Origin of the sequence: Mesorhizobium sp. ISC15, from assembly GCF_037162615.1 — a bacterium.
Lineage (GTDB): Bacteria > Pseudomonadota > Alphaproteobacteria > Rhizobiales > Rhizobiaceae > Mesorhizobium > Mesorhizobium mediterraneum.
Genome location: NZ_JAVSPX010000001.1, coordinates 1 through 26439 on the forward strand (window position 1 = coordinate 1; position 26439 = coordinate 26439).

Sequence of the window (26439 nt, forward strand, 5' to 3'; positions counted from 1 at the left end):
GAATGTGATCTCTCCGAACTCGCCGAAATACGCCACCTGGTCGTTCTTTGCGCTGACCTGATCGAAGGCTTCCACGAGCGAAGCTTCGTTCTCATATACCTGCTCAGGGCCCCTGAGCGCGTCCAGCATGGCGACCTCCGAGGGGCACAGGCAGGTCAGGGCGACAATCGGCTCAGCCGGCCTCTCGAAACAGGCAGCAATAAGGTGGCGAAGATTGGCGGCCATGCGAGCGATCAGGTCACTTGAAAAAATGTCTTCTGCATATGCCAGTTGCAGCGCAATCTCATCGCCCTGGTCTTGCGCATACAGGGTAAGGTCGAACTTCACATAGCCTGTGTCATATTCACGAAAGGTCAGATCCAAATCGCGTTCGGCCGTTGGCTCTTGGGGTTCGGAGTACATGTTGAACATGACTTGGAAGATCGGTGACCGACCGGCTTCGCGGTACAATCGAGCGTCCCTCACCATCCAACTGAATGGATACGCCGAGTTCGCGATGGCATCGCTGACAAGGGCTTGCACATGAGTTACGTGAGCCACAAAGGACTTATTGACATCAATCGTGGTTCGAATTGGTAGCATATTGAGGAAAAATCCAACAATTTCCTCGGTGCCTGTTTTGTCGCGAACGACGTGCGGTATACCGACAATGACATCGTCCTGGCCGCTATACATCCGCAACAGGAGCTTAAAGGATGCCAACAGGATCGTGGATGTGGTGCACCTGTGCCGACGTGCAAAACCCCTCACTTGATCGGACAGTTCTTCACCAAGGGGAACCGCATGCGAGGCCCCACGGTAGGAATTCCCTTTCGGCCGGGGTCGATCACTCGCTAGCAAAAGCGCGGGTGGATTGTCGCCAATCTGCCCACGCCAGTAGCGCCGCTGCTCAACCAGCAAGTCCGGTGTAACATGTACACTTTCCCAGAGCGCATAAGCCGAGAGTGACACACGATGCCCTGGAGAGAACGGGGCAGCATTGGAGTATCTCGTTCGCAAGTCTCTGAGCAGGATGGAGATCGACCAAGCATCTATGATGATTTCGTGTGCGGTTATCAGTATTAGGTGGTCATCCGCGGCAAGGCGGATCATGCGCGCACGAAACAAATGGCCATGGCTGAGATCAAAGGCGTCGTTGAGCTCGGTCTGCCGCATCTCCGCCACAAGCTCCTCAGCGTCCTGTTGCGTAAGGTGAGTGGTGTCAACCAACTCTAAACTGGCGGAGTGCGGATCATCAAAAATCTGGACCGGCCCGTTTTCATCGCTGAAACGTGCCGAAAGCGCGTCGTGGGCCCCGACAACATCGATCCAAGCTTCATTGAAAGCAGTCAGATCCATTGTCCCTCGTATACGCAGGCCGCCCTGAATGATGTAGTTCTTCGCATCCGGATCGAGCTGCCAGAGGAACCACAGGTGTTCCTGTACCCGTGTCAGCGTTGATCGTCCGTGCTTCCGGCCCGCTGGAAGCACGTTCTGTGTCGTTCCGGATTGGCTTGATAGCGATGCCGCCAGCGACCTGACCGTCCCATTTAGCACCAGCCTGAAATCCACCTTCGCCCTGAGCTGCCTCTGCAGCTGGGCTAATATAAGCATCGCCCGGAGCGAGTCCCCACCAAGGTCCATGAACTGGTCGTTCACGCCGATACTTTTGATGCGAAGAACGCTGGACCAGATATCGCGCAGCTTTTGTTCGAGTTCCGTCTTTGGTTCCTCGAACGGATTCAGCAGCTGAGGGCGAATGGTCGTCGGGTCCGGCAAAGCCGCAAAGTCTACTTTGCCGTTTCTGGTAATTGGAATGGCATCGATATGAATGATTCGCTCCGGGACCATGTATGCAGGAAGCGTTTCGGCAACAAAGCTTGGAGTCCACTTTCCAAGACGTCGGGAGGGGCCGATACATAGGCCACTATCCGTCTTGGCCTGAACCCTCCGTCGGCCTTGGTTATTTCTCTTGCTGTGAGCTTCACGCCTTCATTGACGGGTGCTACGGCGACGGCGCCACTTACCGAAGGATGGGTGCAGAGCCGAGACTCAATCTCTCCAAGCTCGACTCGGTGCCCCCGGATCTTGACCTGACGGTCTCGCCTGCCAAGACATTCCAGGAGGCCGTCAGCTCTGAAGCGTCCGAGATCGCCTGTCTTGTAGAGGCGCCGATGGGAGGGATGGTTGGAGAACGGGTTTGGAAAAAAAGCATCTTTGGTACGCGAGCTATCATTGATATAGCCAGCAGCGACACCGACTCCGCTGACACAGATCTCGCCCACTTCACCCGTCGTGCACAGCCGCCATCCATCGGCGACATAGACCTCAAGATTGGAGATCGGCCGGCCGATCGGCACATAGGCTTCAGATGCACTAGGCGGGACAGAAATCACATGGTGGGTAACCCCATCCGCACATTCTGTCGGGCCATAGTGATTAAGAATCGGGACTTGGGGATACAGTGCCAGCCAGGCGCGCGCCAGGGCAGGCGTCAGCGGCTCGCCGACCGTGGAGATCATGCGCAAGGCGATGAGAAGCCGCTCATCGGCCGCGAGTGTCTGCAGATACTCAACAAATATGGCAAGCACCGATGGGACGAATTGGACAATTGTGACGCCTTGTCCCTGCAGCGCCTTAAGAAGAGCGATCGGAGATTTAAGCGTGGCATCGTCTATAATCGCGACGCGGCTTCCAACGCATAGCCCTGCCAAGAGCTGCCACAGCGAGATGTCAAAGCAATGCGATGCAGTTTGAGCGATGCAGTCCTTCTCGGTCAACTCAAGCGCATCGATCTTGGCTATCAAATGGTTGTTTAGTCCGGCACGCTCGACCGTCGCACCCTTGGGCGACCCTGTCGACCCGGACGTAAACAAGATGTAAGCGGGACCGCACTCAGCCGAAGAGGGCATCGCAGGAGAGGCACGGTCCCCAATCAACGCGGTCTGCACCGTCATGAATTCCCGATTGCCGTGACGGTTTTCTTGAAGCAGACCAAGGGCTTCCGGTCGCTCTTGCCCGATAATCAGAGTGCATCCGCTCTGCTCGACCATGAATGAAATGCGTAAGGCCGGTGAAGATGGGTCGAGCGGCAAATATGTTGAGCCCCCCTTCAGAATTGCGATTACTGTAGCGGCCCAATTGGGATTTCGTGCACCACAATAGCTCACTACCGCTCCCACCGCGCAGCGCTCTCGTAGAGTGCTCGCGATTCTAGCCGACATGACTCGCAGTTCACCATATGTGAGTTCCGTCGTGCCATGCGTAATCGCGATTCTGTCCGGAAACGATGCCCCGATTTCATCGATAGCCGCGATCACATCGGTGAGCCGACGTCCGACCAGCTTGTGCTTCTCACGTGAATCTTCGTTAAACATGCGCATCCAGCTCTGCGCCGCTAGCTCCGCGACACTCGAAACCTACAATTTTTGGGGCAGGCCCCGTTCTAGAGTCCAAGTTGCGCCGGCCGTCGGTGACCACGAACGAGGTCGGAATTCGGACAGAAAAGCTGGGATCCATCCAAGCTTGTTCATTTCGCCTGTTGCGACTCCGATAACCCAAGTCCGCTCTTCTTGTATTGATGCAGCTGGACCAGATGGGGCATGGCCGCGACACATGTTCCGCACCAAGTTGCCCAAAATTCGTCGACGCCAGCCTGGAAGCTCGTGAGGGGCTCGCCAGGCGACCAGGTCTCCACCTTTGATCGAAGGATCCGAGGCTCCATCTGCAAGACCATGTTGCTCTCCAAAGGTTGCGCCACTCTATGCGCGAGGTTGTCTTCCTCTTAGAGATGAGGCAGCCCTCACCCAATGTTGCCGCATCTCAATCAGCAAAGGCCGTGCCAGCGCGCTCAGCGCACGGGAGCGCATGATTGCGCATTGAAAACCACTACAGTGCCCAAGATGGCAGGTTGTAATGAACCTGACATGTTTTCTGATGCTGTCAGGTTTTGGACACGCATCACGCGCTTTCGCGCCGCCAGAAAAGCGTGGCCAGCTACGACGCGACCGCGCGGACCTCACCGTCTTTGACCTCGAGATCAATGTCGCTCAGCGCCTTGACGCCGCCAAAGGAAATGCCGACCCGCTCAGGGCCAGCATCGCATTAGCCTTTTGCCGATTGGCGCGCCTGGCGCGTGTCCTCGTCATTGTATTGCACGAGATCCTCGAAGGAGGATTTCGCCCAATTGCCTTCGCCTTCCGGCGAGGCCTTGCCGGCATTCTTGACCTGATCGGCAAAGCCCTGCACCGCCTCCGGATTCGCCTTGGCGATGATCTCGTCGAGCACGGCGCGCGCTTCCTGCTCGCTCTCGCGGGCGATGGCGAAAGCGTTGACGCCGATCCTAACCTTGTGGCCGTTGGCTTTCGCCTTGGTGCGGATGTCGTCGACCTGCTTCCGGATCTCCTCCGTCGTGTTGCCGTTGGTGAAATACCAGTCGGAGACACGAGACGCCATGTCGCGCGCCGCGCGCGACGAGCCGCCCTGGAAGCGGGCAAGGGCTCGATCGGCTTGGGCTTCATCGAATAGTTGGTGAAGCGGTAGAAATCGCCCTTTCGCGTGAAACTGTCCTCCGTCCAGATGCCACGCAGCGCTCGGATAAATTCTCTCACAGAACTTGGTTGCAACATGATCCCAGATTCATTGGCGATCGTGCCCTAGGACATCCATTCCGACCCTGCCGACGCGTCAATGATCGCAACTTCACCCCAAGAATTCGGATGAACTGTCCACGTCTCGAAGTGGGCTACGCGTGCTGCTACTTGGTCTAACCCAACAGAAGGCGCCGCATCCAGGCGAGAAATCCTCCCTTGCGCGGCTGCTCCGGATTGGATTCCTGCATGGACGTTTTCCGCAGGCGGTCGCGCTGAGCGTCTGCGGGGTACTCGGCGAGCCCGCGGTCAACAAGCTTGCGTGCGGCACGCGCCACGTTCCACGGAATCTCGTTGAGCTCTTCCGCGATCTCGTGCGTGGATCTGAATCTGACGGCGTCCAGAGCCGCCAAGACGTCGGCCTCAAGAGCTGCATCATAGGCCGGCTCTTGGTTGCCCATTTCAAAGCGGTCGCACCAGATAATCCGGCTTTGCCACACGATGAAGTGGCTCTTGCAGCCGCCATCGCGCCAAACGGATGGCGAGAGGCTGATCGCGTTGCCTTTGCGGTAAAGACGCCAAGCCTTTCCCGCCCGCGGATCGAGGTTGACGGAAAGAGACCCGCCACAGCCGTCCGGGCAGGCAATGAGCAGTGAACGGGGCTTTCCCCGGTGCACGAGAACGGCATCACCGGGTTCCCGCAGCAACGGATCGCCGTCGTGCCGGTGCTTTGCCAAGCACGAGACCGTGAAACATTCCAGTGGTGAGTATGTTCGCGACGCCGTCCACGTCAATTCGGTGGAGGGCTTCAACGCCCGCGTCCGCCGTACCATCGCCGGCATCTTTCATCATATCAGCCCGCAACATGCCGACCTGTATTTCCACGAGATTGGCTTCCGATGTTCGCAGCGCGTGGTGTCTGGGAGCGCCGTTCGGAAAAACCGGCATGGTCGAGAAGTCTTGAGAACCATCTGGTCGCGCGTGCGCCGGCGCTGCAACTACTGAGCGTCTTTCGCGCCGCCACGGGGCGTCAGATGCGCCGAAGCCCGGACGGCGGAATCATCATCAAATCAACCGTAGCTGCCTTTGGTTGATAAAGGCCACGTACGATTTCGCACTGCTCTTGTTCCTACCCCATGACGGCGTGAAGCGGCTGATGACCATTTCTGGTGTCGACAAGACCGTCGCGTTGGCGACGAAGGGGGTGATCGGCAGCGCGTCCCGCTTCGACGAGCCACAGAAGCTTGTAAGCTAGCTCGGGCTGAATCCCAGCGTCAGGCAGTGCGTGCCAGGGCTCGCCTGTCAGGGGCGGATCAGGAAATAGGGCCGTGGACAGCCCGCGGCATGCTCGTCGAAGCGGCTCGGGCGGCAGCACGCGCGCCGGCGCCATTCCGTGATTTCGCTTGACATACTGAAGGCGACCGACCGGTGCCGACCACATGGTGTTTCACTCCTACAAACAATACTGTCGCTATTGACCCAAACTGTCGACTATCGAACAGACGCAGCATAGCGAAACGTGTTGCATTTCGTGCGCTGCCCTCAACGCGAGAAGAAGGAAGAGCGCGACGCGAAGGTGCGCCGGCCCAACTTGAGTATCAGCGCGCGCAGCTACGTCCTCAGGATGGCACCTCACTTGCACATCAACTTTGGGAAGCCGTTGTAACGGCTTTGTCCCCAACCAAAGGAGATGACATGGCAATTGGCCCAGAAGTACTGAATTGCCCTTTCGCAGCGGCTGGTGGGGATTCTCGGCACTGTTGTTGATGCCCTAGCGCGCGGTGCTCGCCATTCGGCATGACCTGCCGTTTCTCCGCTCCACGGGAACGCAGCTTGGCAGTGATGATGCTTTGCTGCCAGGCAGTCCTGATCGACAGCCCGCCACAACCAAAGTTTCTTCCCGGGATGGTGATGAGGACTTCGTCCAGGTGCCAAACATCATTGGGGCTGGGCAGCTTTGCGCGTAGTCGTCGAACGCACTCGGGGCCGAACTTCTTCCTCCAGCGGCGGATCGTTTCACAGGAGACGACGATCCCGCGCTCCAGAATTTCCTCGACCAGGCGCAGGCCCAAAGGGACCGCTAATAAAGCCACACCGCATGGGGGACAAGCTCGGCGGTAGAGCGCTGGCGTTTGTAGCTGGTGTGCATGAACCTGCGTCTACTCAGCGCCTCCCCACGAGAAGTTACCGCGACAACGCCCCAAATTATAAAGACCCGGGTGGGACATTTTGGACAATGCACTTAAAAAATATCTTTCTGCCGAACTCGCCCGCGGAACCATTTCGGTTGAAATCGATCGCAGCCTAATGCCCCCCGATGCAATGTTCGGGTTCGCGGAGCGCATCAATCCCAAACGGTCTTTCCTGTTCGCTTCCAAGCTGCTTGGACGTCACAGTCCCGTTCGGCCTTCGCTGATGCGAAAGACGTACAAACTTCTGGCCGACCAAATTTCACCCGATCTCGAAGGGCCAATCCTGTTCATAGGCATGGCCGAAACTGCTGTCGGGCTGGGAGCGGGCGTGCACCAGCAATATTCAGAACAATATGACCGGGACGACACCGTTTACATTTGCACTACCAGGCACGCACTAGGTTTGCCCCTAATCTGTGAGTTCCAGGAGGAGCACAGTCACGCCCCAGGACATCTCGTACACTGGCCGCTCGTGCCGGGCCTGGTCTCGATGGTCAAGAACGCCCGGACGCTTGTTTTAATTGACGATGAAGCGTCGACCGGAAAAACATTCGGTAATCTGTTCGCAGCTCTGCCTGCTAGCATCAGGTCGAACCTTCGCAGTACGGTGCTCGTCACCCTTACGGATTGGTCAGATGGTGCTGCCGAACAGATGATCGCAGCCAACGTGAAGCGCGCGTCAATCCTTTCCGGGCGGTATCGCTGGGATGCAAACGGTTTGAACATCAACGCGCCAGAAGTGCCGTCTGTTGAGACAAAAAGGGGTAAAGTCATTTCGCCCGACAAGGATATCGACTGGGCTCGGCTGGGTGTCTCCCGGCACCGCCTTCAACTGGATGGTGAGGCGGCATCGTCGGGCGCTACGCTGGTACTTGGTACAGGAGAAAACGTTTGGCAGCCGTTCCTGCTTGCGGAAAAATTGGAGACGGAAGGAGCTGACGTCCACTACTCATCGGTTACCCGATCACCGATTTCAGTGGGTCACGCGATTGTAAAGAAAATCTCATTTGAGGACAATTACGGCGGGCATGTGTTCAATTATCTGTACAATGTCGCCCCGTCAGAATACGTGAAAATTCTCCTGTGCTCCGAGACGAATGAAGCGGAGATAAGTCCTATACTTATGCACTTCTTGGAACGGGCAACCGTAGTAATTCCCCAGTAAGTGTTTTCTCATTGAGACTCCTTATCGTACCAACATTCCACGTGGTGTTGCAGTCGTACGCCTGAAGTTCCGGTAAGTGGCGGAGGAAGGGAAGACTTTGTTGAAGACGCAAAGTAAATTCATTTCGGGTACGTATCGCAGTACGGACGTCACGTTTCTTTTGAAGATCGTTACTTTGGAGGCAATCGCCAACGCTTCGAAGGAAGCGGCGATACAGTCCGGCCTACGCCATTATTCGGAAATGATTTCTTTCGAAAGCGTGCCCGAAGCCGCCTACATGGCGATATTCTATGAAGCGATGTCAGTTGGCGCTGCGAGAATGGGACGCGAGGTAGCAGCTCTCGCGCGGTCTATCTCAAATCAAATTAAAGGCCCGATCACGTTGGCGAGCCTCGTTCGGGCCGGGGTGCCTTTGGGTGTTCTCCTCAAGCGTGCGTTGTCGCGCATGGGAAAGGACGTCCAACACTTTGGCATTTCGGTCATCCGGGACCGCGGAATTGACAGCAATGCAATGCGCCACATCATTGAGCGGCGGCCCATTGAAGGCCTGCTGTTTGTTGATGGCTGGACCGGCAAAGGCGCTATCGCCACCGAGCTGGAACGGAGCTTCCATTCATTTTCTGCACAACCGCCAAAGCTGGTGGTTCTGTCTGACCCCTGTGGCCGGGCGTGGCTTGCGGCGTCGGGCGAAGACTGGCTCATTCCATCGGGAATACTCGGAAGCACCGTGTCCGGGCTGATCAGCCGTTCGATACTGAACGAGGAGGTCACAGGTCCGGAAGATTGTCACGGTACAGTCAGATGGGATCACTTGATGTCCCACGACATCTCAGCTGCTTTCGTGGACAGTGTATGGACACATGCCGTCACCGCATTGGACCGAAATATTGATCTCGCGCAGTGGACGATCAACGACCGCTCAAGCCATCAGAGACGATCGCGGCAGGCAATCAATCGAGTTGCTGCAGAGTTTGCCGTTGAGAATACCAATCGGATCAAGCCAGGAATTGCGGAAGCCACAAGGGCAATTCTGCGCCGCATGCCTCAAATTGTCCTCCTGTCTTCCGGTGAAGACGCTGAGCTGGCAGCGCTGCGGCATTTGATTCGGGAGAAAAATGTCCACTTCCAAGTCGTTCCGAAAAAAATCCAGCCATATCGCGCCATTACCTTGATCCGAAAGGTTTGAAAAAGTTGATCACAAATACATCGCCGTTTGAGCCAAATTTCCGCACTGTTTCAACCAGGATCGAGCGCGGGGCCGGCGTTCGATTCATGCGGCTTGCTGATCGGCGTCGTGACTGCAATTCTTGTTAGCGGACAGAATGTCACTTTTGCGATTAAAACAGGGCTGGCCGTCGCTTTGAGGGAAGCGGTTGGCCTAGCTGTGAACGCAAAACAAAAGTCATCTGCCCGGGATCTTTCCGAGTTGACGAAAAACGGATTCCGAACATGTATGACGGATCAAGTGCAATGTCTGATCAACCCGCCAAATTCGCAGATCATGCCATGCAGCCAATCGTCTTTGCCGATCTGGATGATACATTGTTCCAAACGCGCGCAAAGTGTCCGAAAGGCAGCCAGCATAAACTAGCGCTAGCTGCGATCTCCTCGAACGGACATCATTCCATGATGACCCCGCGGCAGGTTGCGATAATCGATTGGCTGCTGAGTACGTCACAAGTCATTCCCGTCACGGCACGTGGCACAACGGCCTACGGGAACGTCAAGATCGCGTTCAACAGCTATGCAATTGTTGCCAACGGCGCTGTCATCCTTAAACCGGACGGTGCGCATCTGAAGGAATGGCACGATGTCATTTCTAAGGAACTGATCCCTCACAGGGAGGCACTGAACAAGGTACTTGAAATAGGTCGGCAAGGAGCCGAAGCTGGCAAAATGTCTGTTCGTTCGTGGATCGTTGAAGAAATGGAGATGGCCACATACGCAGTCTTCAAGGAAAACAACGGTGATGGCAAGAGGCTGGCGGAACTGAAATTTGAGTTCGACGATGCGGGTTGGATACGGCATCACAACGGAAACAACTTCGCGCTCATTCCCCCGCCGGTTTCAAAGCGCCGGGCAGTAGAATTCCTCTTGAAGAAACTCCGCTCGGAGTCCGGAGATAGGCCAGCGATCGGATTCGGTGACAGCGCAAGCGATCTCGGGTATCTCAATTTGTGCGACTGGTGGGGTGCGCCATCGCGCTCGCAGATTTCGGCGATGCTGAACGTGCCATCGAAGACTTTTTTTGCGGGCCTTGCTTGAACGACGGGAAAATGTGCACTGCGTGGCCCCGCGCCGCGCGATTCGCCTTGACGCAACTCGCCGACCAGATCGAGGTGACCGGCCAATTATTACCGCTGTGGTTTTGCTTTGATAGCCGAGGCCGCCTGATGGCTACGATCACCTACGTTTCCACCATCAACCGCGTCGCGAAAAAGCTTGGAGAATATCCTGAGCTCCTTCAGGCGATCGTCAGCAACGACGACAACCTCTACGGCAGTGTCATCAGGGCGCCGGAAAGAGCAGCAGCTCGAGGCCTTTGTCATCCATCCCTTCAGGCAGCCGCCAGCTCAGCCCAGCAAGACGGGCGCGCCGCAGATAACATCCACGATGCTATTGGGTTCTGTCGCAAATCGTGCTTTTGGTCACAACGGCACGCTTTCGCGCCGATGATCATGCTGCAAGGATTTCGAACTGCGCTGCGATCGAGCGACGTGGATTATCAGCGAACCTCGCCTGCCGTTTGGTAAGCGCGTAGCTGATGCCGTTTAGCGCTGGTATTTCCAAGGCATGAGCGCCTCGATGTCGCTGTTTGGCCAGCCATTGGCGATACGCTCGAGGGTCTGGGTGAGCCAGGCGTGCGGATCGACCTGGTTCATCTTGGCGGTTTATGCCGACCGCCGAACTATGCCGAGCGCCTCTTCCGATCATGGCGGTATGAAGCGCTTTGCCCGCCATTTCGACCAAGAACCGGTCGTTGACACTCGGCATAGTTCTCATGCTTAAAGGGCGTTCAGGAACGCGAGAAGCCGGTCGTTTGGTCGAAATCGTTCGGCCTTTGCGCGTTCGTATGGCTTCAGCTTGGCAAGTGCGGAGACTGCGACGGAGACCTGCCAAGGCGTGTCTGCGCGAACGCAAACAGGAGCCGGAAGGTGTCGCGATAGGAGGCGATGGTGTTGGAGCTTACGCCTCGATGTCGCATGAGCCGATCGGTGAACCACCGCTCGATCAGCACGGCCAGATCGTTCGAGGCGCTCATGAGCGAACCTCCCACCGCTTATCCAGCAGTCGCGCGGCATGGGTCATTAGCTCCGGCGCGGCGGATAGATACCAGTAGGTGTCGCGAACATTGGCGTGGCCGAGAAAGGTCGAGAGGACCGGCAGTTCCCGCTCGACATCTTCGCCCGCACGATACCAGTTGGTCAGGGCCTGGACGGCGAAACGGTGACGAAGATCGTGAATCCGCGGACCATTGCGCTGCCCCCGCTGCCGCAGACCGATCTGTCGCGACAGCTGCCAGAACACCCGGTGCACGTATTGGTGCAGCAATCTGCCGCCCTGCTCGGCGACAAAGAAATAGGCGCTACGAGGCGCGACGAGATGCGCGTCGCGTCGCGCGGCATAGTCAGACAGCACGGCGACCGTCGTGGCATGGAGCGGGACCAGCCGCGACTTGCCGAACTTCGTCTCACGAATGGTGAGGATACCTTGGTCGAGATCGACGTCGTCCCGGCGCAGGTCGAGCGCTTCGGAAAGGGGTAGCCCGGCGACCGCTATCAATCCGAACAGGCAATGATATGTCCAGCGACGCAGGGCGTTGGCCGGCGGCAGCGAGAGTGCCGCCGCCACAAGCGCCGTGATCTCAGCATCGGTATAGATGTAGGGCTTTGCCCGCCGCGCCGGCGGCACAGCGTCTTGAGGGAGCACTTCCGTCATGGGACCGAAATGAGCGAGATGCTGAGCGAAGCAGCGCACATCGGTTAGGCGGATGGACCAACTCGGTTGTCGGCCGATCAACGTCACCCACTTCATTGCCAGCGCCGTGGTGACGGTCTCGGTGCCGCGAGCCTCCATGAAGGTGACGAAATCCGACAACCGTCGAGCGGGGCCATGATACTTGTACCCCAATCCCTGGCGCATGCCCACATAGCGCTCGAGCGCTGTTCGAAGACGGCTCATTGGACACCTCCCGGCCGGGGCAGGCTCAGTTCGCGCAGCTTCTTGGCATAGATCCTTGTGCTGTCGACGCTCCGGTGACGAAGCAACTGGCCGATCTCGGCAAAGCTGGCCCCCGACCGCAGCAGGTCGGTCGCAAGGCTGTGGCGGAAGAGGTGCGCGCCGTGGTGCGCATAGCCGTGAATACCCGCCCGCTCGAGGGCCTCCTTCGCGATCATCGTGATGGCGCAGCCTGAGGCAAAGCCGACGTGCGGAGCAAGCATTCGCAGAAATAACCGGCGACACGGTGAAGCCGGTCGCCCATGCCGGATGTAGGCGACGATAGCCACACCGACGTCGTGGCGTAGCGGCATCATCGCTTGCCGCCGCCCCTTGCCATGGACGAGGACACTGCCCGACTGCCAATCGATATCGTCAAGACTGAGCGCGGCAACCTCGCTGGCGCGCAAGCCCAGCTTGGCCAGCGCCATCAAAACCGCATAGTCGCGAAGCCCCATTGCCGTGGTCCGATCGCAGGCATCGAGAACCACCTGAACCTTCTGTGGTGGCAGGAAGGTTGGTAGGCCAGCAAGCCGCCAGCGACGGATCGACGGCACACAATCGGCCAAGGCCACCGAAATGAAGCCCTTCAGATGCAAATAGCGCAGGAAGGCGCGCACCATCCCGCACATCGCCTTGCCGCTGTCGGCGGAGCCATCGAGAGCATGTCGCTCGACATAACCGATGACGATCTCCGGGGTGAGCGCCGCAAACCCATCTGCGCCAGCCGGACAAACCTCCTGCAGAAATCGGCGTGAGAGCAGCTTGTGGCTTTCCACCGTCGAGGCGGCGAGCCCTCTCGCATTCGTGAGGTAAGCCGCGACCACATCAACAATCTGCTCCTACTCCGTGCGCTCAATCGGAAGGGCGGTTGGTATCAAACCTTCTTGCCGTAACGCGGCAAGCAAGCGCCGAAGCGCCGATCGGTCGCCCGAATCGATGCTCCGGTATTTGGAACGGTGCTCCAGAACCGCTCAACATGAAGTTCGCTTAAATCCCGGAGATCGTGCCAGTTGCCGACATGCCAGTCTCTCAGCTCACGAAATAGGCCTAGCGATCGCCAGGTGCATTGCCGACCGAAGCCTTTGCCCGACAATCTGCCCGCATAAACGCATGCAAACTCGCCATATGGCCCGTGGATCAGCTTCCGATACAGTGTGCTGCGTTGCAGAAGTCACTTGCGTTCATGTTTCCTCTCCTTCGCGTCTATTGCGACGGAGAGAGCCTTGCCGATCCAGCTACCGCTACGTTGAGGAAAGTGTTGGTAAAAACTCGCTCACTTGGCATAGTTCGGCGGTCGGCATAAACCTGCAAGCTCAACGGCGTGAGCCGCTGGGCTATCTCGACGATGTCCTCACCAGGATCGTCAATAGCATCTGGTCAGATATCGTGCTCGACCGTCTGCCATCAAGCATTCCCGCAGCCATCAGGTTGACGAGCTGCTCATTGTAAAATTCGGCAATGTTCTCGATACTGATACCATGCTTCGAAGGCTCAGACTGATGGATTGCGCGAGGCGCTCCATCTCGTCCCGATTGTCGAGTAATACCAAAGGCTCTGAGGGCTGACTCTCTAGGGGTTCCCGCCTCGACTGATCCGTGATTCCTTGTTGCGAGGAGGATTCGGGCGATGGGATCAGCGGTGAAAATGCGGACGGACTATTCGGCTGTGGCGCTTCGGCGACTGGCGAAGGCGGCGAAGGACGTGAACCAGAGGCAGACGCTTGTTGTCACTGGCTGGGATCATGGACGGGATGAGCCGGGAAGATGCTGCACGGATCGGCGGCATGGACCGCCAGACGCTGCGCGACTGGGTGCATCGCTTCAACGAGGATGGCCCTGACGGACTGAAGGATGCCTGGTATGGCGGCCCCATGCCGCGCCTGTCGCCGGAACAGAAGGCCGAACTGGCGCAAATCGTCGAGACGGGACCGGACCTGGCGGTTGACGGCGTGGTGCGCTGGCGGCGCATCGATCTGCAGCGCGTCATCGAGGATCGTTTCGGCGTCGCCTATCACGAGCGCTACGTGGGTAAGCTGAAGGAACTCGGCTTCTCGCACATGAGCGCGCGGCCGCGCCATCCGGCGCAGGATGCCTGGATCGTGGAAGAGTTCAAAAAACTTTCCGCGCACGCTAGACGCCCACCTCGCCGATCTGCCGAAGGGCAAGCCCGTCGAGGTGTGGTTTCAAGATGAAGCCAGAATTGGCCAGAAGAACGGTGTCGTGCGGCAATGGGCGCGCCGTGGCACGCGGCCCAGGCAGCCCGCCGACCAGCGCTATCAAAGCGCATACCTGTTCGGCGCCATCTGCCCGGCGCGCGGCAAGGGAGCAGCCATGGCGCTGCCGTTTGCCGACACCGCGGCCATGCAGCTTCACCTCGACGAGATCAGCCGCCATGTGGCGCGCGGTGCGCACGCCGTGCTGCTGCTCTACCGGGCAGGCTGGCACACGACCGCCAAGCTGAAGGTGCCGAAAAACATCACGCAGGTGCTGCTGCCGTCGCGAGCCCCGGAACTCAACCCGGTCGAGAACGTCTGGCAATATCTGCGCGCCAACTGGCTCTCCAACCGCGTCTTCGGCGGCCACGATGCCATCATCGACGCCGCCTGCGAGGCTTGGCAGAAGCTCATCGCCCAACCCGAAACAATCACATCAATCGGAATGCGAGAGTGGGCTCACGTCGGTCGAGCTTCATGACCCTTGGTATGACTCGGGCGGACCGTCGCCATGAACGATTTGATTTCGAACAAGATAAGTACTGCGAACGGCATCGTAGATTTCATTCGCGATGTCTATTTCGCCCCAGCAGCCTGCCCAGGCCGAGTGCAAAGCCAGACCGTGGGCTTTGTCCTCGCGAGGCAGTAAAGCCAAGGCCTCAAAAGCCGAAATGAGCCGAACCAAGCGGATTCGATCATGTGGCTCGCTGTAGGCTTCCGCAATCAAGGCGCTGGCATATCGCAGCCTCTCCAGGATCGGGGAGCGCCAGCAATCAGACGTCAGCTAAACCCTACCGGGACACCAAACCCTGCCGGTCAACTGTCGGCCCCAAGAAAGCGCAATTCATAGCCAAATCGTCTTGCGCTTCCCGCCGTTCTCGTCCCAAAACGTTTGAACGGCTGCCATGAAGGTGTTGAAGTTGGCGACCGACCAACAAATCTGCGCACCATCGCGCACGAGCCAATGAATGCCATTGGCGCACATAAGATGCTCTCGGTTCGACTGTCTAAGGTGGTTCATGCAGGCATTGAACATCTCCTGGAGCGTGCCGCTGAAGCAGTAGTCGGCGGCGTTCGAAAGCAGCCCCTCAATATAGTATGATGGCGCTATCCCGTCTTCGAGATAACCATCATCTATCATCTTGTTTCGCATGTTCTTGAACATACGGACCGCTGGCTTGAATCTGTGGTTGGTGGCCTGGTGCTTTGTGGTGCAATTGGCTGAATGCTGCTTTGGAAAATTGACGATCTTGGTGCCGTCGGTCTTCCAAAAGACGATACCTTTCGCCACGCTTGGATTGGCAGCATCTTTGAAGCCGAAGTAGTGGCGGAACTCGGCAGCGGGTAGAACGTCGGAATCCCGCCGATTGCCATTGCCTTCGATGAATATGGCTTTCGTGCCCGGTTTAACGGACGAACCAAACTTCGAAGTAAGCCAAGCCGTAACCTCTTTTTTGAAATCGGCATAGGAGTAGGTGTCGGCGGCTGGGAAGCTGGCGTGGAACTTTCCCTTTTCAACTTCTGGCAGCGCGTCGATATCGAAATAAAACATCGAGCCGGTGGCCAAGACGATGTCGACATCGCTATCCGCCCAGATGTTCGTGTCGTTTCCGTATGAGCCCTGCACATAGCTTTCAGCGGATCTGTTTGCATAAGAAGACTCTCGGTGATCGAGCGCGGCCTTGACGGTGGCGTAGGTCGCAGCGGACTGTTGGATAGAGCCTTGCGCTGTCCGGGTCTGGTGTCGCTTGGCAGTTAATTATGAGAATCCCGTGTCAATGATTTCCGTGACTTAGCCGTGCACTAAAATTGAGAATGAGCACTTAAATTGAGATTCCGTCGCGATTTTTTGCAGTTAAATCGAGAACGAGCTGGCAGGATATTTTCTGTATTTCTGTGTGCTAGATCAAGGGATTTGCCTTAGAAAGAGGCCGATAACTTCCCTACGATTTCAATGCCATAGTGTGTCGGCGTCGGGGTGTGTGTGGTTCACGCTTTTGCATCTTATTTGAGAACCGACGCGCTGAGATTCTTAAGTTAAGTGCCACCGCCCGCACAAACTGCCGCATTCTTACGTTTAAGTGCCAAGCGACACCTGGGAAGAGCAACTTGGTGACGTCCTCGGGGAGGCCGAGGGCCTTGCCGATATCGCGGACAGCGCCCTTGGTGTGATAGCGCACGACCGTCGAGCAAAGCGCGCTGTGATCGCGGCCATAGGTCTCATAGACCCACTGCATGACGATTTCGCGCCGCTCATGCTCGAAGTCGACATCGATATCCGGGGGTTCCTTGCGCTCCTGCGAGACGAAGCGCTCGAAGAGGAGATTGTTGCGCTCGGGATCGATGCTGGTGATGCCCAGCACATAGCAGACGGCGGAATTGGCGGCCGAGCCTCGGCCTTGGCACAGGATGTCCTTGCTGCGCGCGAACTGCACGATGGCATTCACGGTCAGGAAGTATGGCGCGTACTGCAGGATTTCGATCAGGCGCAGTTCGTGCTTGATGAGCGCCACGACCTTGTCAGGCACGCCTTCGGGATAGCGCCGCTCCGCGCCTTCCCAGGTGAGTTGTGCGAGCGCCTGCTGCGCCGTAAGCCCGGGCAGCATCTTCTCTTCGGGATACTGGTAGGCGAGTTCGTCGAGGGAGAAGCGGCACTGGCGCGCAATTTCGACTGTGCGCTCGAGCGCTCCGGGTAGCGTGAAAATAGTCGCGCCATTTCCTCGGGGGGCTTGAGGTAGCGGTCGGCATGGCGCTCGCGCCGAAACCCCAACTTGTCGATGGTGATGTTGTGGCGAATGGCAGTCACCACATCCTGCAGGATCCGCCTGCCGGGTTCGTGAAACAGAACGTCGTTCGTGACCACCGTCGGCACCACATTTGGGTCGCGAGGTTGGAAAGTTCGTGCAGCCGAACCTGGTCGTTGGGCCGGCGACGCAAGGTCAGGGCCAGATAGGCGCGATCGCTGAAAGTCTCCCGCAGGCGACGCAGTTGCAGGGCGCAGGTTTCATCGGCGCGGTCGGGCACGAGAACGGCGATGAGACCCTCCGCATAGTCGGCCAGGTCGCTCCACTCGAGATGGCATTGCGCCTTGCCGCCGCGTTTCTTGCCCAGGGTCAGCAGCCGGCACAGCCGGGAATAGGCGGCTCGATCGGTGGGATAGACGAGTAGGGACATGCCGTCGACGAGATCAAGGCGACAGCCGACGATGAGGCGGATGCCGGTGTCCTTGGCAGCCTGATGTGCCCGCACGATACCGGACAGCGAATTGCGATCGACGACAGCCAGGGCCTCGATGCCGAGCGCCGCCGCCTGCGCGAACAACTCGTCGCAAGAGCTCGCGCCGCGCAGGAAGGAAAAATGGCTGGTCACCTGCAATTCGGCATAGCGCGGGGTGGTCATGCGAAGACCCCATGCAGGAACCATTTGTGGGAACCGGTCCCGGGATCCTCGCCGTCGCCGGCGCGGTAGATCCAGAAGCGCTCGCCGGACTCGTCCTCCACCTGGAAATAGTCGCGCACCGCGATAAGTTCGGCATCGCGCTGCCACCATTCGCCATAAACCCGTTCGGGACCATCGGCGCGCGCCACGCGGCGGCGGGTGCCGCGCCAACTGAACCAGACTGGAGGATGGTCGGGCAGCAGCGCCATGGTCTCGATCGGCTCGGGATGGGCCAGCAGCCGCGGCGGCCGCGGCCAGTCGCCCGGCCAATTCGTCCCGTCGTCCGGCGCATTCGGGGCGATGCGGCGGACTGAGCGTTCGGGCACGTCACTCTCGACCGGGGCAAAGCGGTAGAGCCGTTGCTCGCCAATACGGTTGGCAAGCACATCGATGAGATCGGTAATATCGGGCTCCGGCTCCTCGACCAGTGAGGAGATGATCTGCTTGGCTCCGAAGGGCTCGGCGAGCGTCGCGGCAAGGGTCATCACCTCAATGCCGAAACCGGGATCGACAGTCTCGATCCGGTCGGTCAGGAGACGGGTCAGCCGTTTGACATCGCGCACGGGCACGGCAGTGCCGACGCGTATGGCCTCGACGCGGTTGTCGACGCGATGAAACAGGAGGTCGAGCCGGCGTGCGCCGAGCCCCTTGACCTCAAGCGCCGCGCATAGGGTTACGACGAGCTTGCCGGTATAACGGGCTATGGTCTCGGCGGCGCCGATCGGCTCGCCGAAGGCCCGACGAACCTCGATGAGTTCGGGAGAGCGGGCGGGCTCGAAGGGTTCGCTACGCCGCCCCATGGCCTGGTCCAGGCGACGGCCGAGTTCGGGCCCGAAGCGCAGGGCTAGAGAGGCGCGCGGCGCGGCCTCGACTTCGCTCACCCGCTCGAAGCCGAGCGTGAGCAGGCCTTCGATGATATCGTTGGGAAGCCGCAGGGCGCTGATCGGAAGATCACGCATGATCGCCGGGGCTTGCCCTACCGGGGCGACGAAGGTCGGCCGGGCGAGGAACCGCGCGCAGGCATGAGCGGCGCCCCAAGTGTCTGCGACGGCGGCACGTGCGTTGATGCCGGAGGCTGCCGTGCGCGACACCAGCCCCTCGAGCATCGCGTCCTCGCCGCCATGCAAATGGTCGGCACTCCGTGGTGTCGATGATAAGCCCATCGGGCGGATCGGTCGCGACGATCGGGGCATAGCGCAGCGACCAGAGCGCCATTCTCTCGAGCGCCTCGGCATCGGCGGCTGCATCCAGGTCGAAGCTCTGCAGGTTGGGCACCAGCACCTGAGCCTTGCTCGCCGGCATGCCCACGCGCAGGCCGGCCGCGCGTGCCGCCGCATCGGCGGCCAGCACGAGCCTCCGGTTTCCCTGCCGGCCGAGCATGACGATCGGGGTTTCAGCCGATGGCGCGGACTGGCCCATGGCGCGCCGCAGGCGATCGGTCGGCCAGGCCGGAAAAAAGAGCGAGACGACCCTTGGCATCGCAGGCTTCCACTTCAAAATCGGCGCTTTCTCCCGCCCGGGCGCGGATCAGTTCGAGCCGCCAGCGGGCGCGGCCGATACCGGGGACCGGTAGGGGGCGGGAGGGGAGCGCGGAGACGCGCCAGCGGGTGACCGCGGCGGTCGGTTGTCCAAATCGGTCGCTTCGGTCTGCCGACGCCAGCGGCGGATGGCGATGCCGATGGCGCCGGAGCTTTCGGCGGCCAGTTGCAGTCGGCGATGCGCGGTCATCGAGAGCCGGGCCAGTTCAGCAACGACCGCACCTAAACCGCAATGGCGAAGCCCTTCCTCAAAACAGGCGAGCACGGAAGCTTCGTCGCCGGCCTCGACATAGACGACGCGGCCGGGCAGCAGCCCGGCCTGGGCGAGGGCAAGGGCGAAGAGATCCTGCCGGGTGACGCACCAGAGAACCTTCCCTTTGGCGCGGGCAGCAATCCCGGCGGCAAAGAGCGCCGCCGCGGCGCCATCGATCGCCCCGTTGCGGCCGCCCGCAACCTCATGCAGCGCCCCGAGCGCCAGCCCGCCTCCCGGCAAGACCTTGTCGATCCTGGGAACACCGAAGGGCAGTGTCGCACGGTTGCGCGCCGGGCCGCCTTCGAGGCGTGCGATTCGCTCCCGAAGCGCAGCGATAGCAGGGCTGGCGGCCGGCTGACCCATGAACGAAACACTCTCAAACTGTCTTCCCAATGGATTTCGGGGCTGATATGTTCCTTATTTGTTCTCTTGGTGTCCGAGAGTCACTCGGACTCGTTGCGCCGCTTCGAGAGTTGATCCCAGATGCCCTCGATCGAGATGCGGTCTATCTTGATATGCCGCAGGTGATGCAGAGACGGCGAAGTGGGTGAGCGAAGCGACAAGGGCCAAGAAGCTGATGCACCGCGGGAAGGAACGGCCATCCTTCGCAAGATCATCCATGTCGACATGGATGCCTTCTTCGCCTCGGTCGAACAGCGCGACAATCCGGACCTGCGCGGCAAGCCTGTGGCGGTCGGTGGCTCGGCCGCGCGCGGTGTGGTGGCCGCTGCCAGCTACGAGGCCAGGAAGTTCGGGGTGCGATCTGCCATGCCCTCGATCACGGCGAAGCGCAAATGCCCCGAGCTGATCTTCGTGCCGCCGCGCTTTGACGCTTATCGCGCCGTCTCCCAGCAGATCCACGCGATCTTTGCCAAGCACACGTCACTCATCGAACCGCTCTCGCTCGACGAGGCCTATCTCGACGTCACCGACAATCTGCAGGGCATTCCAGTCGCCACGACGATCGCGGAAATGATCCGCGCGAAGATCAAGGCCCAGACCGGCCTGACGGCTTCGGCTGGCGTCAGCTACAACAAATTCCTGGCCAAGCTCGCCTCCGGCCAGAACAAGCCCGATGGCCTATTCGTTATCACTCCGAAGCAGGGGCCCGCCTTTGTCGAGGCCTTGCCCGTACGAAAATTTCATGGTGTCGGCCCGGCGACCGCTGACAAGATGGCTCGGCTCGGCATCGAGACCGGCGCCGACCTGCGGGCACAGAGCCTCGCGTTCCTCGAGGAGAAGTTCGGGAAGGCGGGTCCGTACTATTACTGGATCGCCCGGGGCATCGACGAACGCCCGGTGCGGGCCGACCGCGAGCGCAAGTCGGTGGGAGCTGAGGATACCTTCGCGAGCGATTTGTTCGATCTCGAAAGTGCTCGCAAGGAACTGGCGCCCTTGGTCGGCAAGGTCTGGCGCTATTGCGAGGAGCGATCGATCCAGGGCCGTACCGTGACGCTCAAGGTCAAGTTCGCCGACTTTCAGCAGATCACCCGCAGCCGCACGATCGGTGGGGTCGTCGAGGCGGAGACCGACCTCGCGACTTTAGCGGGCACCCTCCTCGAACAGGTGTTTCCCGTCACCAAGGGAATACGCTTGCTGGGCGTGACGCTTTCGAATTTGAGCGGAACGCGGACCGAGGCCGACCGGCAGATGTCGCTTACGATCTAGGACTCGCTGCTGCTATCGGACCGCTTTTCGGATGCGGGCTGTCAGCGTTTGTTCGACATCGAAATAGCCTTCCCACGCATCGGTCCCCTGAGCCCGTGCGGCGGCAGCGAAAACGTCGAAGGCGCTGGCACTTTTGAAGGTCGGCAACTCATCCCAGGTGACTGGCACGGCGCACGACGCACCAGACCGCGCCCGGGTCGACCAGGGGCATATTGCCGTGGCGCCTTGGCCGTTGCGGAGATAGTCAAGGAACATCCGGCCCTTGCGCCTCGCCTTGCTCATATTCGCGACGAAGCGGTACGGATCCGTGCGGGCCAGCAGTTCGGCGAAGTCCTGACAGAAGCTCTTGACCGCTTCCCAGTCAGCCTCGGGAAGGAGTGGCACGACCACGTGGACGCCCTTGCCACCTGATAACAGCGGCCAGGATTGGAGGCCGAGTGCCTCGAGAACGCCGCGGATGTCCAGCGCGGCCTGCTTGACGTCACCAAAGCCCAGGGCCTCGTCGGGGTCGATGTCGAAGATTATCCTGTGCGGCAAGTCTGGCTGCTGGCGAAGGCTTCCCCAGACGTGGAATTCAAGCACGTTCATCTGGACGCCGGCGATGAGGCCCGCCAGGTCATCGACCCACAGGATGCGGCTCTCCTTGCCGGACATCTTCTCCAACTGGCCGTCATGGATGGCCTTGGGCATGCCAGGCAGCTTGTGCTTCTGAAAAAAGGTCTGTTGCAGGTCGCCGTTGGTGTCGCGCACCAGCGATAGCGGCCGATCCTGGATATGCGGCAACATCTTCTCGGCGACCGCGGCGTAGTAGGCGACGAGCGTTGCCTTGGTTACCTCTGTACCCGGATACATGACCTTGTCGGGGTGCGTCAGGGTCACGCCGACGGCGCGGGCAATCTCCTTGGCCATATGAGGATCCAGATTGGCCGTGGTGGCGGTCGCGGCAGTCGTGGGCGTTTCCATCACCACCTGGTCGGCGCGCTTGTCTTCGCGCATGCCTTCAAAGCTCGGGTGACGCAGGCTGCCGTCGGGCGTCACCTCCGAATAGGTGACCTCGGCAACGAGTTCGGGCTTCACCCACCTGGCACGCCGCGCGATGTCGCGCGGCACGGATGAGAAGGCGGGTTTGTCCAGAGGTCGCTTCTCCAACTGCGCCAGAATGGATTTGCGCATCGCGTCGGTGAACCCGGTGCCGACGCGGCCGCGGTAGATCAGCTTGCCGTTCTCGTAGGTACCCAGGATCAGCGAGGCCATTCCCCGGCCGGTGTCGCTTGGGCGGTAGCCGCCGACGACAAATTCCTGACGTTTCGTGCACTTGATCTTGAGCCAACTCGCGGTGCGGTCGCCGACATAGCGACTGTCGGCGCGCTTGGCGATGATGCCTTCATGGCCGCCGGCGCACATGGTATCGAAGACCTTCTCGCCATTGTCGGCGATATGGCTGGAAAACTGCAGGCGGTCGTCCGGGTCCCTCTCGCCCAGAAGTTCAGCAAGCCGTTCCTTGCGCTCGAGCAGAGGCCGGCCGGCCAGGTCGTCGCCGTTCAATTCCAGCAGATCGAAGGCGTAAAACTTGAGCGGCATGCCGGCGGCGATGCCGGTTTTCAGCATGGAAAAGTTGGTGCGGCCCTTGCTGTCAATCGCCACGATCTCGCCGTCGATCAGAGCTGAGCCCTTGGTGAGCGCCTGAAGTGGCGGCAGGATCACCTTGAACTGGCGGGTCCAGTCATGGCCGTTGCGCGTGTAGACGACGACCTCCGATCCCGAGATCGCGAGTTGTGCGCGATAGCCGTCGAACTTCATTTCAAAGAGCCAATTGGGGCCAACCGGTATGTCGTCGGTCAGCGTGCAGAGTTGGAACGGACGAAACTGCGGTAGGGGGTATTTCGGGGTAGATTCTGAGTCCCTGCGCCGTGCGCGCTTTTTGGGGAGGCCAGCCTCTACGGCCGACATGGAGAGCCCGAATACATAGTACGATTCAATACTCTGCCCTGGGTTTCAGTTCCACACTGCGCGCCGATGAATTGAACCGGAAGAGTCCGGCCGCGTTGTTGGGAAATTGAAACGCAATCCTTGGAGGAAGAAATGGCTACGACTCAAACAACTCGCGGGCGCAGCCAGGACCGCGCGAAGGTCGCTGGTGGGCAGGATCACGAAGTGAAGTACGAGGCGGGCAAGACTGGCGCCAGCAAGGCGGACGTCAAGTCGGCCGTGAAATCGGTCGGCAACAGTCGCAAGAAGGTTGAGGACAAGCTCGCAAGAAGTGAGCCGCGGCCGCAGGGCAGATGGTCCGCATCGCCACCTTCAATGTGAACGGCGTCAATGGCCGGCTGCCCGTGCTCCTCAAGTGGCTCACGGCGACCACGTACGACATCGTCTGCCTCCAGGAACTGAAAACGTCCGATGAGAAGTTTCCGGCCGAGGCCATTCGCGAGGCAGGATACGGCGCGATCTGGCATGGCCAGAAATCCTACAACGGAGTGGCCATTTTATCTCGCGGGACGGACCCGGTCGAACGCCGGCGCGGTCTGCCAGGCGATCCAGATGATAGCCACAGCCGCTACATCGAGGCCGGCGTGGACGGGCTCGTCGTCGGCTGCCTTTACCTGCCAAATGGTAATCCAGCACCTGGTCCCAAGTTCGACTATAAGCTGCGCTGGTTCGACCGACTGATCAGCTACGGCCAAGACCTGCTCAAAGCGGGCGCGCCGACTGTGCTGTGCGGAGACTACAATGTCGTTCCGACTCCAATTGATGCGGTCGCGCCGCGACGATGGCTTGGGGATGCGGTTTACTTCCCCGAAAGCCGGCAAGCCTATGCCGGGATGCTTGAGGATGGGTGGATCGATGCGGTCCGGCGCATCCATCCGGAGAAGGGCGTCTACACCTATTGGAATTTCTCCTTCGGCGGCGGCTACGACAGGAGTTCTGGCTTGCGAATGGACCATCTGCTTGTCAGTCCCTCGTTGTCGCCCCGCCTCCGCAATGCCGGGGTGGATGTTGAGACGCGAGGGTGGGAGAAGCCGAGCGATCATGCACCGGCATGGATCGATCTCGATTGAGCATCGACGAATACCCGCGAAGAGGGATTAAGCACTGACCAAAGTTTGAATACAAATTCTGGTCGTAACAAGGTTGTCGATTGCTACTGACCAATTTTTATATATAATCTTCGGTCAGAAAGGCGGCCCAGATGCCAGACCCGACGTCCGACACGCTCGATCGCATTCACGACCGGATCATCCAGGCGGCGCCGGCCGGCGTATGGTCGCGCGCCGACTTTCTCGACATCGGCACACCGAATGCCGTTGAGAAGGCGCTGCAACGGCTCACCCTGCGGGGCGACATTCGCCGGCCCCATCGCGGACTCTATGACAAGCCCAGCGTCAGCAAGCTCACCGGCAAGATGGTGTTTCCGCCCCGGTCCTCGTTCGTCGACGCCATTGCCCGGCGCGACAAGCTGCGCGTCCTCGTCGACGGAATGACCGCCGCGAACGACCTCGGCCTGACGACAGCCGTCCCGGCGCGCTCAACGATCTATGCCGACACCTATCCGCGAACAATCGAGATCGAGGCAAGCGCCGGCGATCCGAAGGCGGTCCGGCCTGTCATCTACAAGCTTGATTTCAAGCGCATCGCGGCCAAGACGGCGTTTTGGGCTGGCCGGCCGGCCATGCGCGTGGTCCAAGCGCTCACATGGTTTCGGGACGAACGATCGAGCTTCGACGCGGCCATCAACGGGATCGTCCGGGATCTGTCACGCAATCCCGATCGGGACAAGATCGCACAGGACCTCCGCGACAACATTCATGCGGTCCCCGCGTGGATGTATCCACTGGTCGAGACAATCACGCGCAGAATCGCCGAGGATCAAACCGAAGGCGCGCCGGAGCCAGAACGCGCGAAGGGCGATCATGCAGAAGACGTTCATTGAGATCCTGCACTCGAGCATCGACGAACGCCGTACGCTCTTCGAGACAGTCGCCGCCCACTTGGGCACCCAGGCGGCAAATATCGAAAAGGACCTTTACGTCTGCTGGGTGCTCGACTTTCTGTTCAACCGCCGGCCGAACGATCCGGTTGGTCTGTATTTCAAGGGCGGCACCAGCCTGAGCAAGGCGTATGGGCTGGTCCGCCGATTTTCAGAGGATATCGACATCGGCATTTACAAAGCCGATCTGAACGTCCCGCTTGAAGCCGACATCGCCGCCCTGCCCTCCGTCAATCGCCAGCAACGCGCGCTCGCCGAGAAAGTCGACGAGGCCGCGCGGCAATATATCTCCGGACCGCTCAGAGAACTGCTGATGAAGGAGCTCGCCGTCGTGGAACAGGCGGCCGAGCGTCCTGGTCATTTCTCGCTGGGCTTCGGCTTTGATCTTTACCGCAACAAAGAAGCGCTCGACATCCTGGTGCTTGGCTACAAAGAGCGTCTTCGAGGCCGAAGGCAGCTATGTGCAGGCGGCCGTTCGCATCGAAGGCGGCGCGCGACCCGATCCCGAACCCGCCGAGCCGCGCGAGATCGTGCCCTATATCGCTGCCGAGATGCCGGAAGGGCCGAGCCTCACCGTTCAGAACGTGACGACGGTGAGGCCTGAGCGCACGTTCTGGGAAAAGGTGCTGATCTTGCATGCGATGACCGAGATGACGGAGAAGCGGCGTCACGATGCCAATCCGGAACGGCCCGTGCCCGATCTCAATCGGTACTCGCGTCACTACTACGACGTCCATCAGATCTGGACGCACCCCGACTACGGTGTCGCAACGGCATCCATGCGCGAACTTGCCGAGGCGTGCCGACAGCACAAGGAGTTGATGTTTCGCGCGCCCGATCATCGTTACGATCGCGCGATACCGGGCCGCTATCGCCTCATTCCGACGGAAGACATGCGAACCAAGCTTGCAGCGGACTACCGGCGGATGTCCGCGATGATTTTCGGAACGCCGCCAGCTTTCGCCGAAGTCATGGCGAGCATCGAGGCGCTCGAGCAATATCTCAACGTCGCGACTACCAATGGCGGGGCACCATGAGCGCCGCGCCCTTTGCCCGCGTGGAACCTCCTGCGCCATGTAAAGCGCATCGCGTTGAAAGCCCGCTAAACAACGCCAAGTGAAAGGCCTAATGAATACAAGAGGTTAGCGGCGGCATCCATACAGCTCATGTTTCTGAACAGGACCAGCCGGCGTCAC

At 59.7% G+C, this 26439-nt stretch carries 18 protein-coding genes and 8 pseudogenes; 12 read left to right on the forward strand and 14 right to left on the reverse strand.

Annotation, left to right across the window (positions count from 1 at the left end):
• The 4 genes from RPG13_RS00005 to RPG13_RS00020 all read right to left on the reverse strand — a co-directional run.
• The coding region (locus RPG13_RS00005; protein ID WP_337124132.1) for a condensation domain-containing protein at nt 1–1830 on the reverse strand (1830 nt) is incomplete at its 3' end.
• A complete protein-coding gene (locus RPG13_RS00010; RefSeq protein WP_337124133.1) occupies nt 1770–3362 on the reverse strand; it encodes an amino acid adenylation domain-containing protein in 1593 nt (530 codons plus the stop codon). The genes RPG13_RS00005 and RPG13_RS00010, both read right to left, overlap by 61 nt.
• Before the next feature lie 721 nt (nt 3363–4083).
• Nucleotides 4084–4617, reverse strand: coding sequence for an LLM class flavin-dependent oxidoreductase (locus RPG13_RS00015; protein ID WP_337126961.1), 534 nt, complete (start codon nt 4615–4617; stop codon nt 4084–4086).
• A gap of 127 nt (nt 4618–4744) precedes the next feature.
• A complete protein-coding gene (locus RPG13_RS00020; RefSeq protein ID WP_337124134.1) occupies nt 4745–5410 on the reverse strand; it encodes a DUF6527 family protein in 666 nt (221 codons plus the stop codon).
• Between RPG13_RS00020 and RPG13_RS00025 the strand changes: the two are divergent.
• Nucleotides 5298–5662, forward strand: a pseudogene (locus RPG13_RS00025) (transposase); the annotation flags it as partial. The gene RPG13_RS00020 and the pseudogene RPG13_RS00025 sit on opposite strands and share 113 nt — an antisense overlap.
• Nucleotides 5659–5823: a hypothetical protein gene (locus tag RPG13_RS00030; protein WP_164759513.1), complete on the forward strand. Its 165-nt coding sequence runs from the start codon at nt 5659–5661 to the stop codon at nt 5821–5823. The pseudogene RPG13_RS00025 and the gene RPG13_RS00030, both read left to right, overlap by 4 nt.
• Nucleotides 5824–6294: 471 nt before the next feature.
• Here RPG13_RS00030 and RPG13_RS00035 read toward each other — a convergent pair.
• A pseudogene (locus tag RPG13_RS00035) lies at nt 6295–6717 on the reverse strand (IS6 family transposase); the annotation flags it as partial.
• An 80-nt stretch (nt 6718–6797) separates the two neighbouring features.
• Between RPG13_RS00035 and RPG13_RS00040 the strand changes: the two are divergent.
• The 4 genes from RPG13_RS00040 (at nt 6798) to RPG13_RS00055 (ending at nt 10678) form a co-directional block, all read left to right on the forward strand.
• On the forward strand, nt 6798–7925 hold the full coding sequence (locus RPG13_RS00040) for a phosphoribosyltransferase domain-containing protein (protein WP_245485625.1): 1128 nt from the start codon (nt 6798–6800) through the stop codon (nt 7923–7925).
• Between the two features lie 97 nt (nt 7926–8022).
• Nucleotides 8023–9111, forward strand: coding sequence for a cysteine protease StiP domain-containing protein (locus tag RPG13_RS00045; RefSeq protein WP_337124135.1), 1089 nt, complete (start codon nt 8023–8025; stop codon nt 9109–9111).
• A gap of 263 nt (nt 9112–9374) precedes the next feature.
• On the forward strand, nt 9375–10190 hold the full coding sequence (locus tag RPG13_RS00050) for a hypothetical protein (protein ID WP_287068448.1): 816 nt from the start codon (nt 9375–9377) through the stop codon (nt 10188–10190).
• A 47-nt stretch (nt 10191–10237) separates the two neighbouring features.
• The gene (locus RPG13_RS00055) at nt 10238–10678 is read left to right on the forward strand and encodes a hypothetical protein (protein WP_337127095.1); all 441 of its coding nucleotides are present in this window, start codon (nt 10238–10240) and stop codon (nt 10676–10678) included.
• 18 nt (nt 10679–10696) lie between these two features.
• On the opposite strand, the pseudogene RPG13_RS00060 reads toward RPG13_RS00055, so the two are convergent.
• The 4 genes and pseudogenes from RPG13_RS00060 to RPG13_RS00075 all read right to left on the reverse strand — a co-directional run.
• Nucleotides 10697–10816, reverse strand: a pseudogene (locus RPG13_RS00060) (transposase domain-containing protein); the annotation flags it as partial.
• Nucleotides 10817–11004: 188 nt separating this feature from the next.
• On the reverse strand, nt 11005–11187 hold the full coding sequence (locus tag RPG13_RS00065; RefSeq protein ID WP_442921319.1) for a hypothetical protein: 183 nt from the start codon (nt 11185–11187) through the stop codon (nt 11005–11007).
• Nucleotides 11184–12107, reverse strand: coding sequence for a tyrosine-type recombinase/integrase (locus RPG13_RS00070; RefSeq protein ID WP_337124136.1), 924 nt, complete (start codon nt 12105–12107; stop codon nt 11184–11186). The genes RPG13_RS00065 and RPG13_RS00070 overlap by 4 nt, the downstream gene beginning before the upstream one ends.
• Complete coding sequence (locus tag RPG13_RS00075; RefSeq protein ID WP_337124137.1) at nt 12104–12970, reverse strand: site-specific integrase; 867 nt, start codon at nt 12968–12970, stop codon at nt 12104–12106. The genes RPG13_RS00070 and RPG13_RS00075 overlap by 4 nt, the downstream gene beginning before the upstream one ends.
• A gap of 802 nt (nt 12971–13772) precedes the next feature.
• On the opposite strand from RPG13_RS00075, the pseudogene RPG13_RS00080 reads away from it, so the two are divergent.
• A pseudogene (locus RPG13_RS00080) lies at nt 13773–14839 on the forward strand (IS630 family transposase).
• A 363-nt stretch (nt 14840–15202) separates the two neighbouring features.
• Here the strand turns inward: RPG13_RS00080 and RPG13_RS00085 are convergent.
• The 4 genes and pseudogenes from RPG13_RS00085 to RPG13_RS00100 all read right to left on the reverse strand — a co-directional run bounded on the left by RPG13_RS00085 (nt 15203) and on the right by RPG13_RS00100 (nt 19950).
• Nucleotides 15203–15985: a nucleotidyltransferase domain-containing protein gene (locus RPG13_RS00085; RefSeq protein WP_337124138.1), complete on the reverse strand. Its 783-nt coding sequence runs from the start codon at nt 15983–15985 to the stop codon at nt 15203–15205.
• A gap of 409 nt (nt 15986–16394) precedes the next feature.
• Nucleotides 16395–17757 (reverse strand): annotated as a pseudogene (locus tag RPG13_RS00090) (PHP domain-containing protein); the annotation flags it as partial.
• A pseudogene (locus RPG13_RS00095) lies at nt 17754–19275 on the reverse strand (Y-family DNA polymerase). The pseudogenes RPG13_RS00090 and RPG13_RS00095, both read right to left, overlap by 4 nt.
• A pseudogene (locus tag RPG13_RS00100) lies at nt 19190–19950 on the reverse strand (ImuA family protein). Before RPG13_RS00100 ends, RPG13_RS00095 begins: the two co-directional pseudogenes overlap by 86 nt.
• A gap of 264 nt (nt 19951–20214) precedes the next feature.
• On the opposite strand from RPG13_RS00100, the gene dinB reads away from it, so the two are divergent.
• Complete coding sequence (dinB, locus tag RPG13_RS00105) at nt 20215–21255, forward strand: DNA polymerase IV (RefSeq protein WP_337126962.1); 1041 nt, start codon at nt 20215–20217, stop codon at nt 21253–21255.
• Nucleotides 21256–21267: 12 nt separating this feature from the next.
• On the opposite strand, the gene ligD is transcribed toward dinB, so the two are convergent.
• Nucleotides 21268–23205: a DNA ligase D gene (ligD, locus tag RPG13_RS00110; RefSeq protein ID WP_337124139.1), complete on the reverse strand. Its 1938-nt coding sequence runs from the start codon at nt 23203–23205 to the stop codon at nt 21268–21270.
• Nucleotides 23206–23337: 132 nt separating this feature from the next.
• Here ligD and RPG13_RS00115 point away from each other — a divergent pair, with 132 nt between their 5' ends.
• The 4 genes and pseudogenes from RPG13_RS00115 (at nt 23338) to RPG13_RS00130 (ending at nt 26280) form a co-directional block, all read left to right on the forward strand.
• The gene (locus RPG13_RS00115) at nt 23338–23565 is read left to right on the forward strand and encodes a DUF3606 domain-containing protein (protein ID WP_337124140.1); all 228 of its coding nucleotides are present in this window, start codon (nt 23338–23340) and stop codon (nt 23563–23565) included.
• The gene (gene xth, locus RPG13_RS00120) at nt 23538–24314 is read left to right on the forward strand and encodes an exodeoxyribonuclease III (protein ID WP_127210560.1); all 777 of its coding nucleotides are present in this window, start codon (nt 23538–23540) and stop codon (nt 24312–24314) included. The genes RPG13_RS00115 and xth overlap by 28 nt, the downstream gene beginning before the upstream one ends.
• Before the next feature lie 131 nt (nt 24315–24445).
• Nucleotides 24446–25186, forward strand: a complete 741-nt coding sequence (locus tag RPG13_RS00125) for a DUF6088 family protein (protein WP_128248433.1) — start codon at nt 24446–24448, stop codon at nt 25184–25186.
• Nucleotides 25167–26280: pseudogene (locus tag RPG13_RS00130) on the forward strand (nucleotidyl transferase AbiEii/AbiGii toxin family protein). Before RPG13_RS00125 ends, RPG13_RS00130 begins: the two are co-directional and overlap by 20 nt.
• Nucleotides 26281–26439 lie beyond the last annotated feature (159 nt).

Excerpts from the sequence above, each read along its gene's own strand:
- RPG13_RS00050 (WP_287068448.1), top strand. The coding sequence starts at position 9,375 with ATGTATGACGGATCAAGTGCAATGTCTGATCAACCCGCCAAATTCGCA.
- RPG13_RS00070 (WP_337124136.1), bottom strand. The coding sequence starts at position 12,107 with ATGAGCCGTCTTCGAACAGCGCTCGAGCGCTATGTGGGCATGCGCCAG.
- ligD (WP_337124139.1), bottom strand. The coding sequence starts at position 23,205 with ATGTCGGCCGTAGAGGCTGGCCTCCCCAAAAAGCGCGCACGGCGCAGG.
- RPG13_RS00020 (WP_337124134.1), bottom strand. The coding sequence starts at position 5,410 with ATGCCGGCGATGGTACGGCGGACGCGGGCGTTGAAGCCCTCCACCGAA.
- dinB (WP_337126962.1), top strand. The coding sequence starts at position 20,215 with ATGGATGCCTTCTTCGCCTCGGTCGAACAGCGCGACAATCCGGACCTG.
- xth (WP_127210560.1), top strand. The coding sequence starts at position 23,538 with ATGGTCCGCATCGCCACCTTCAATGTGAACGGCGTCAATGGCCGGCTG.
- RPG13_RS00010 (WP_337124133.1), bottom strand. The coding sequence starts at position 3,362 with ATGCGCATGTTTAACGAAGATTCACGTGAGAAGCACAAGCTGGTCGGA.
- RPG13_RS00115 (WP_337124140.1), top strand. The coding sequence starts at position 23,338 with ATGGCTACGACTCAAACAACTCGCGGGCGCAGCCAGGACCGCGCGAAG.
- RPG13_RS00065 (WP_442921319.1), bottom strand. The coding sequence starts at position 11,187 with ATGAGCGCCTCGAACGATCTGGCCGTGCTGATCGAGCGGTGGTTCACC.
- RPG13_RS00125 (WP_128248433.1), top strand. The coding sequence starts at position 24,446 with ATGCCAGACCCGACGTCCGACACGCTCGATCGCATTCACGACCGGATC.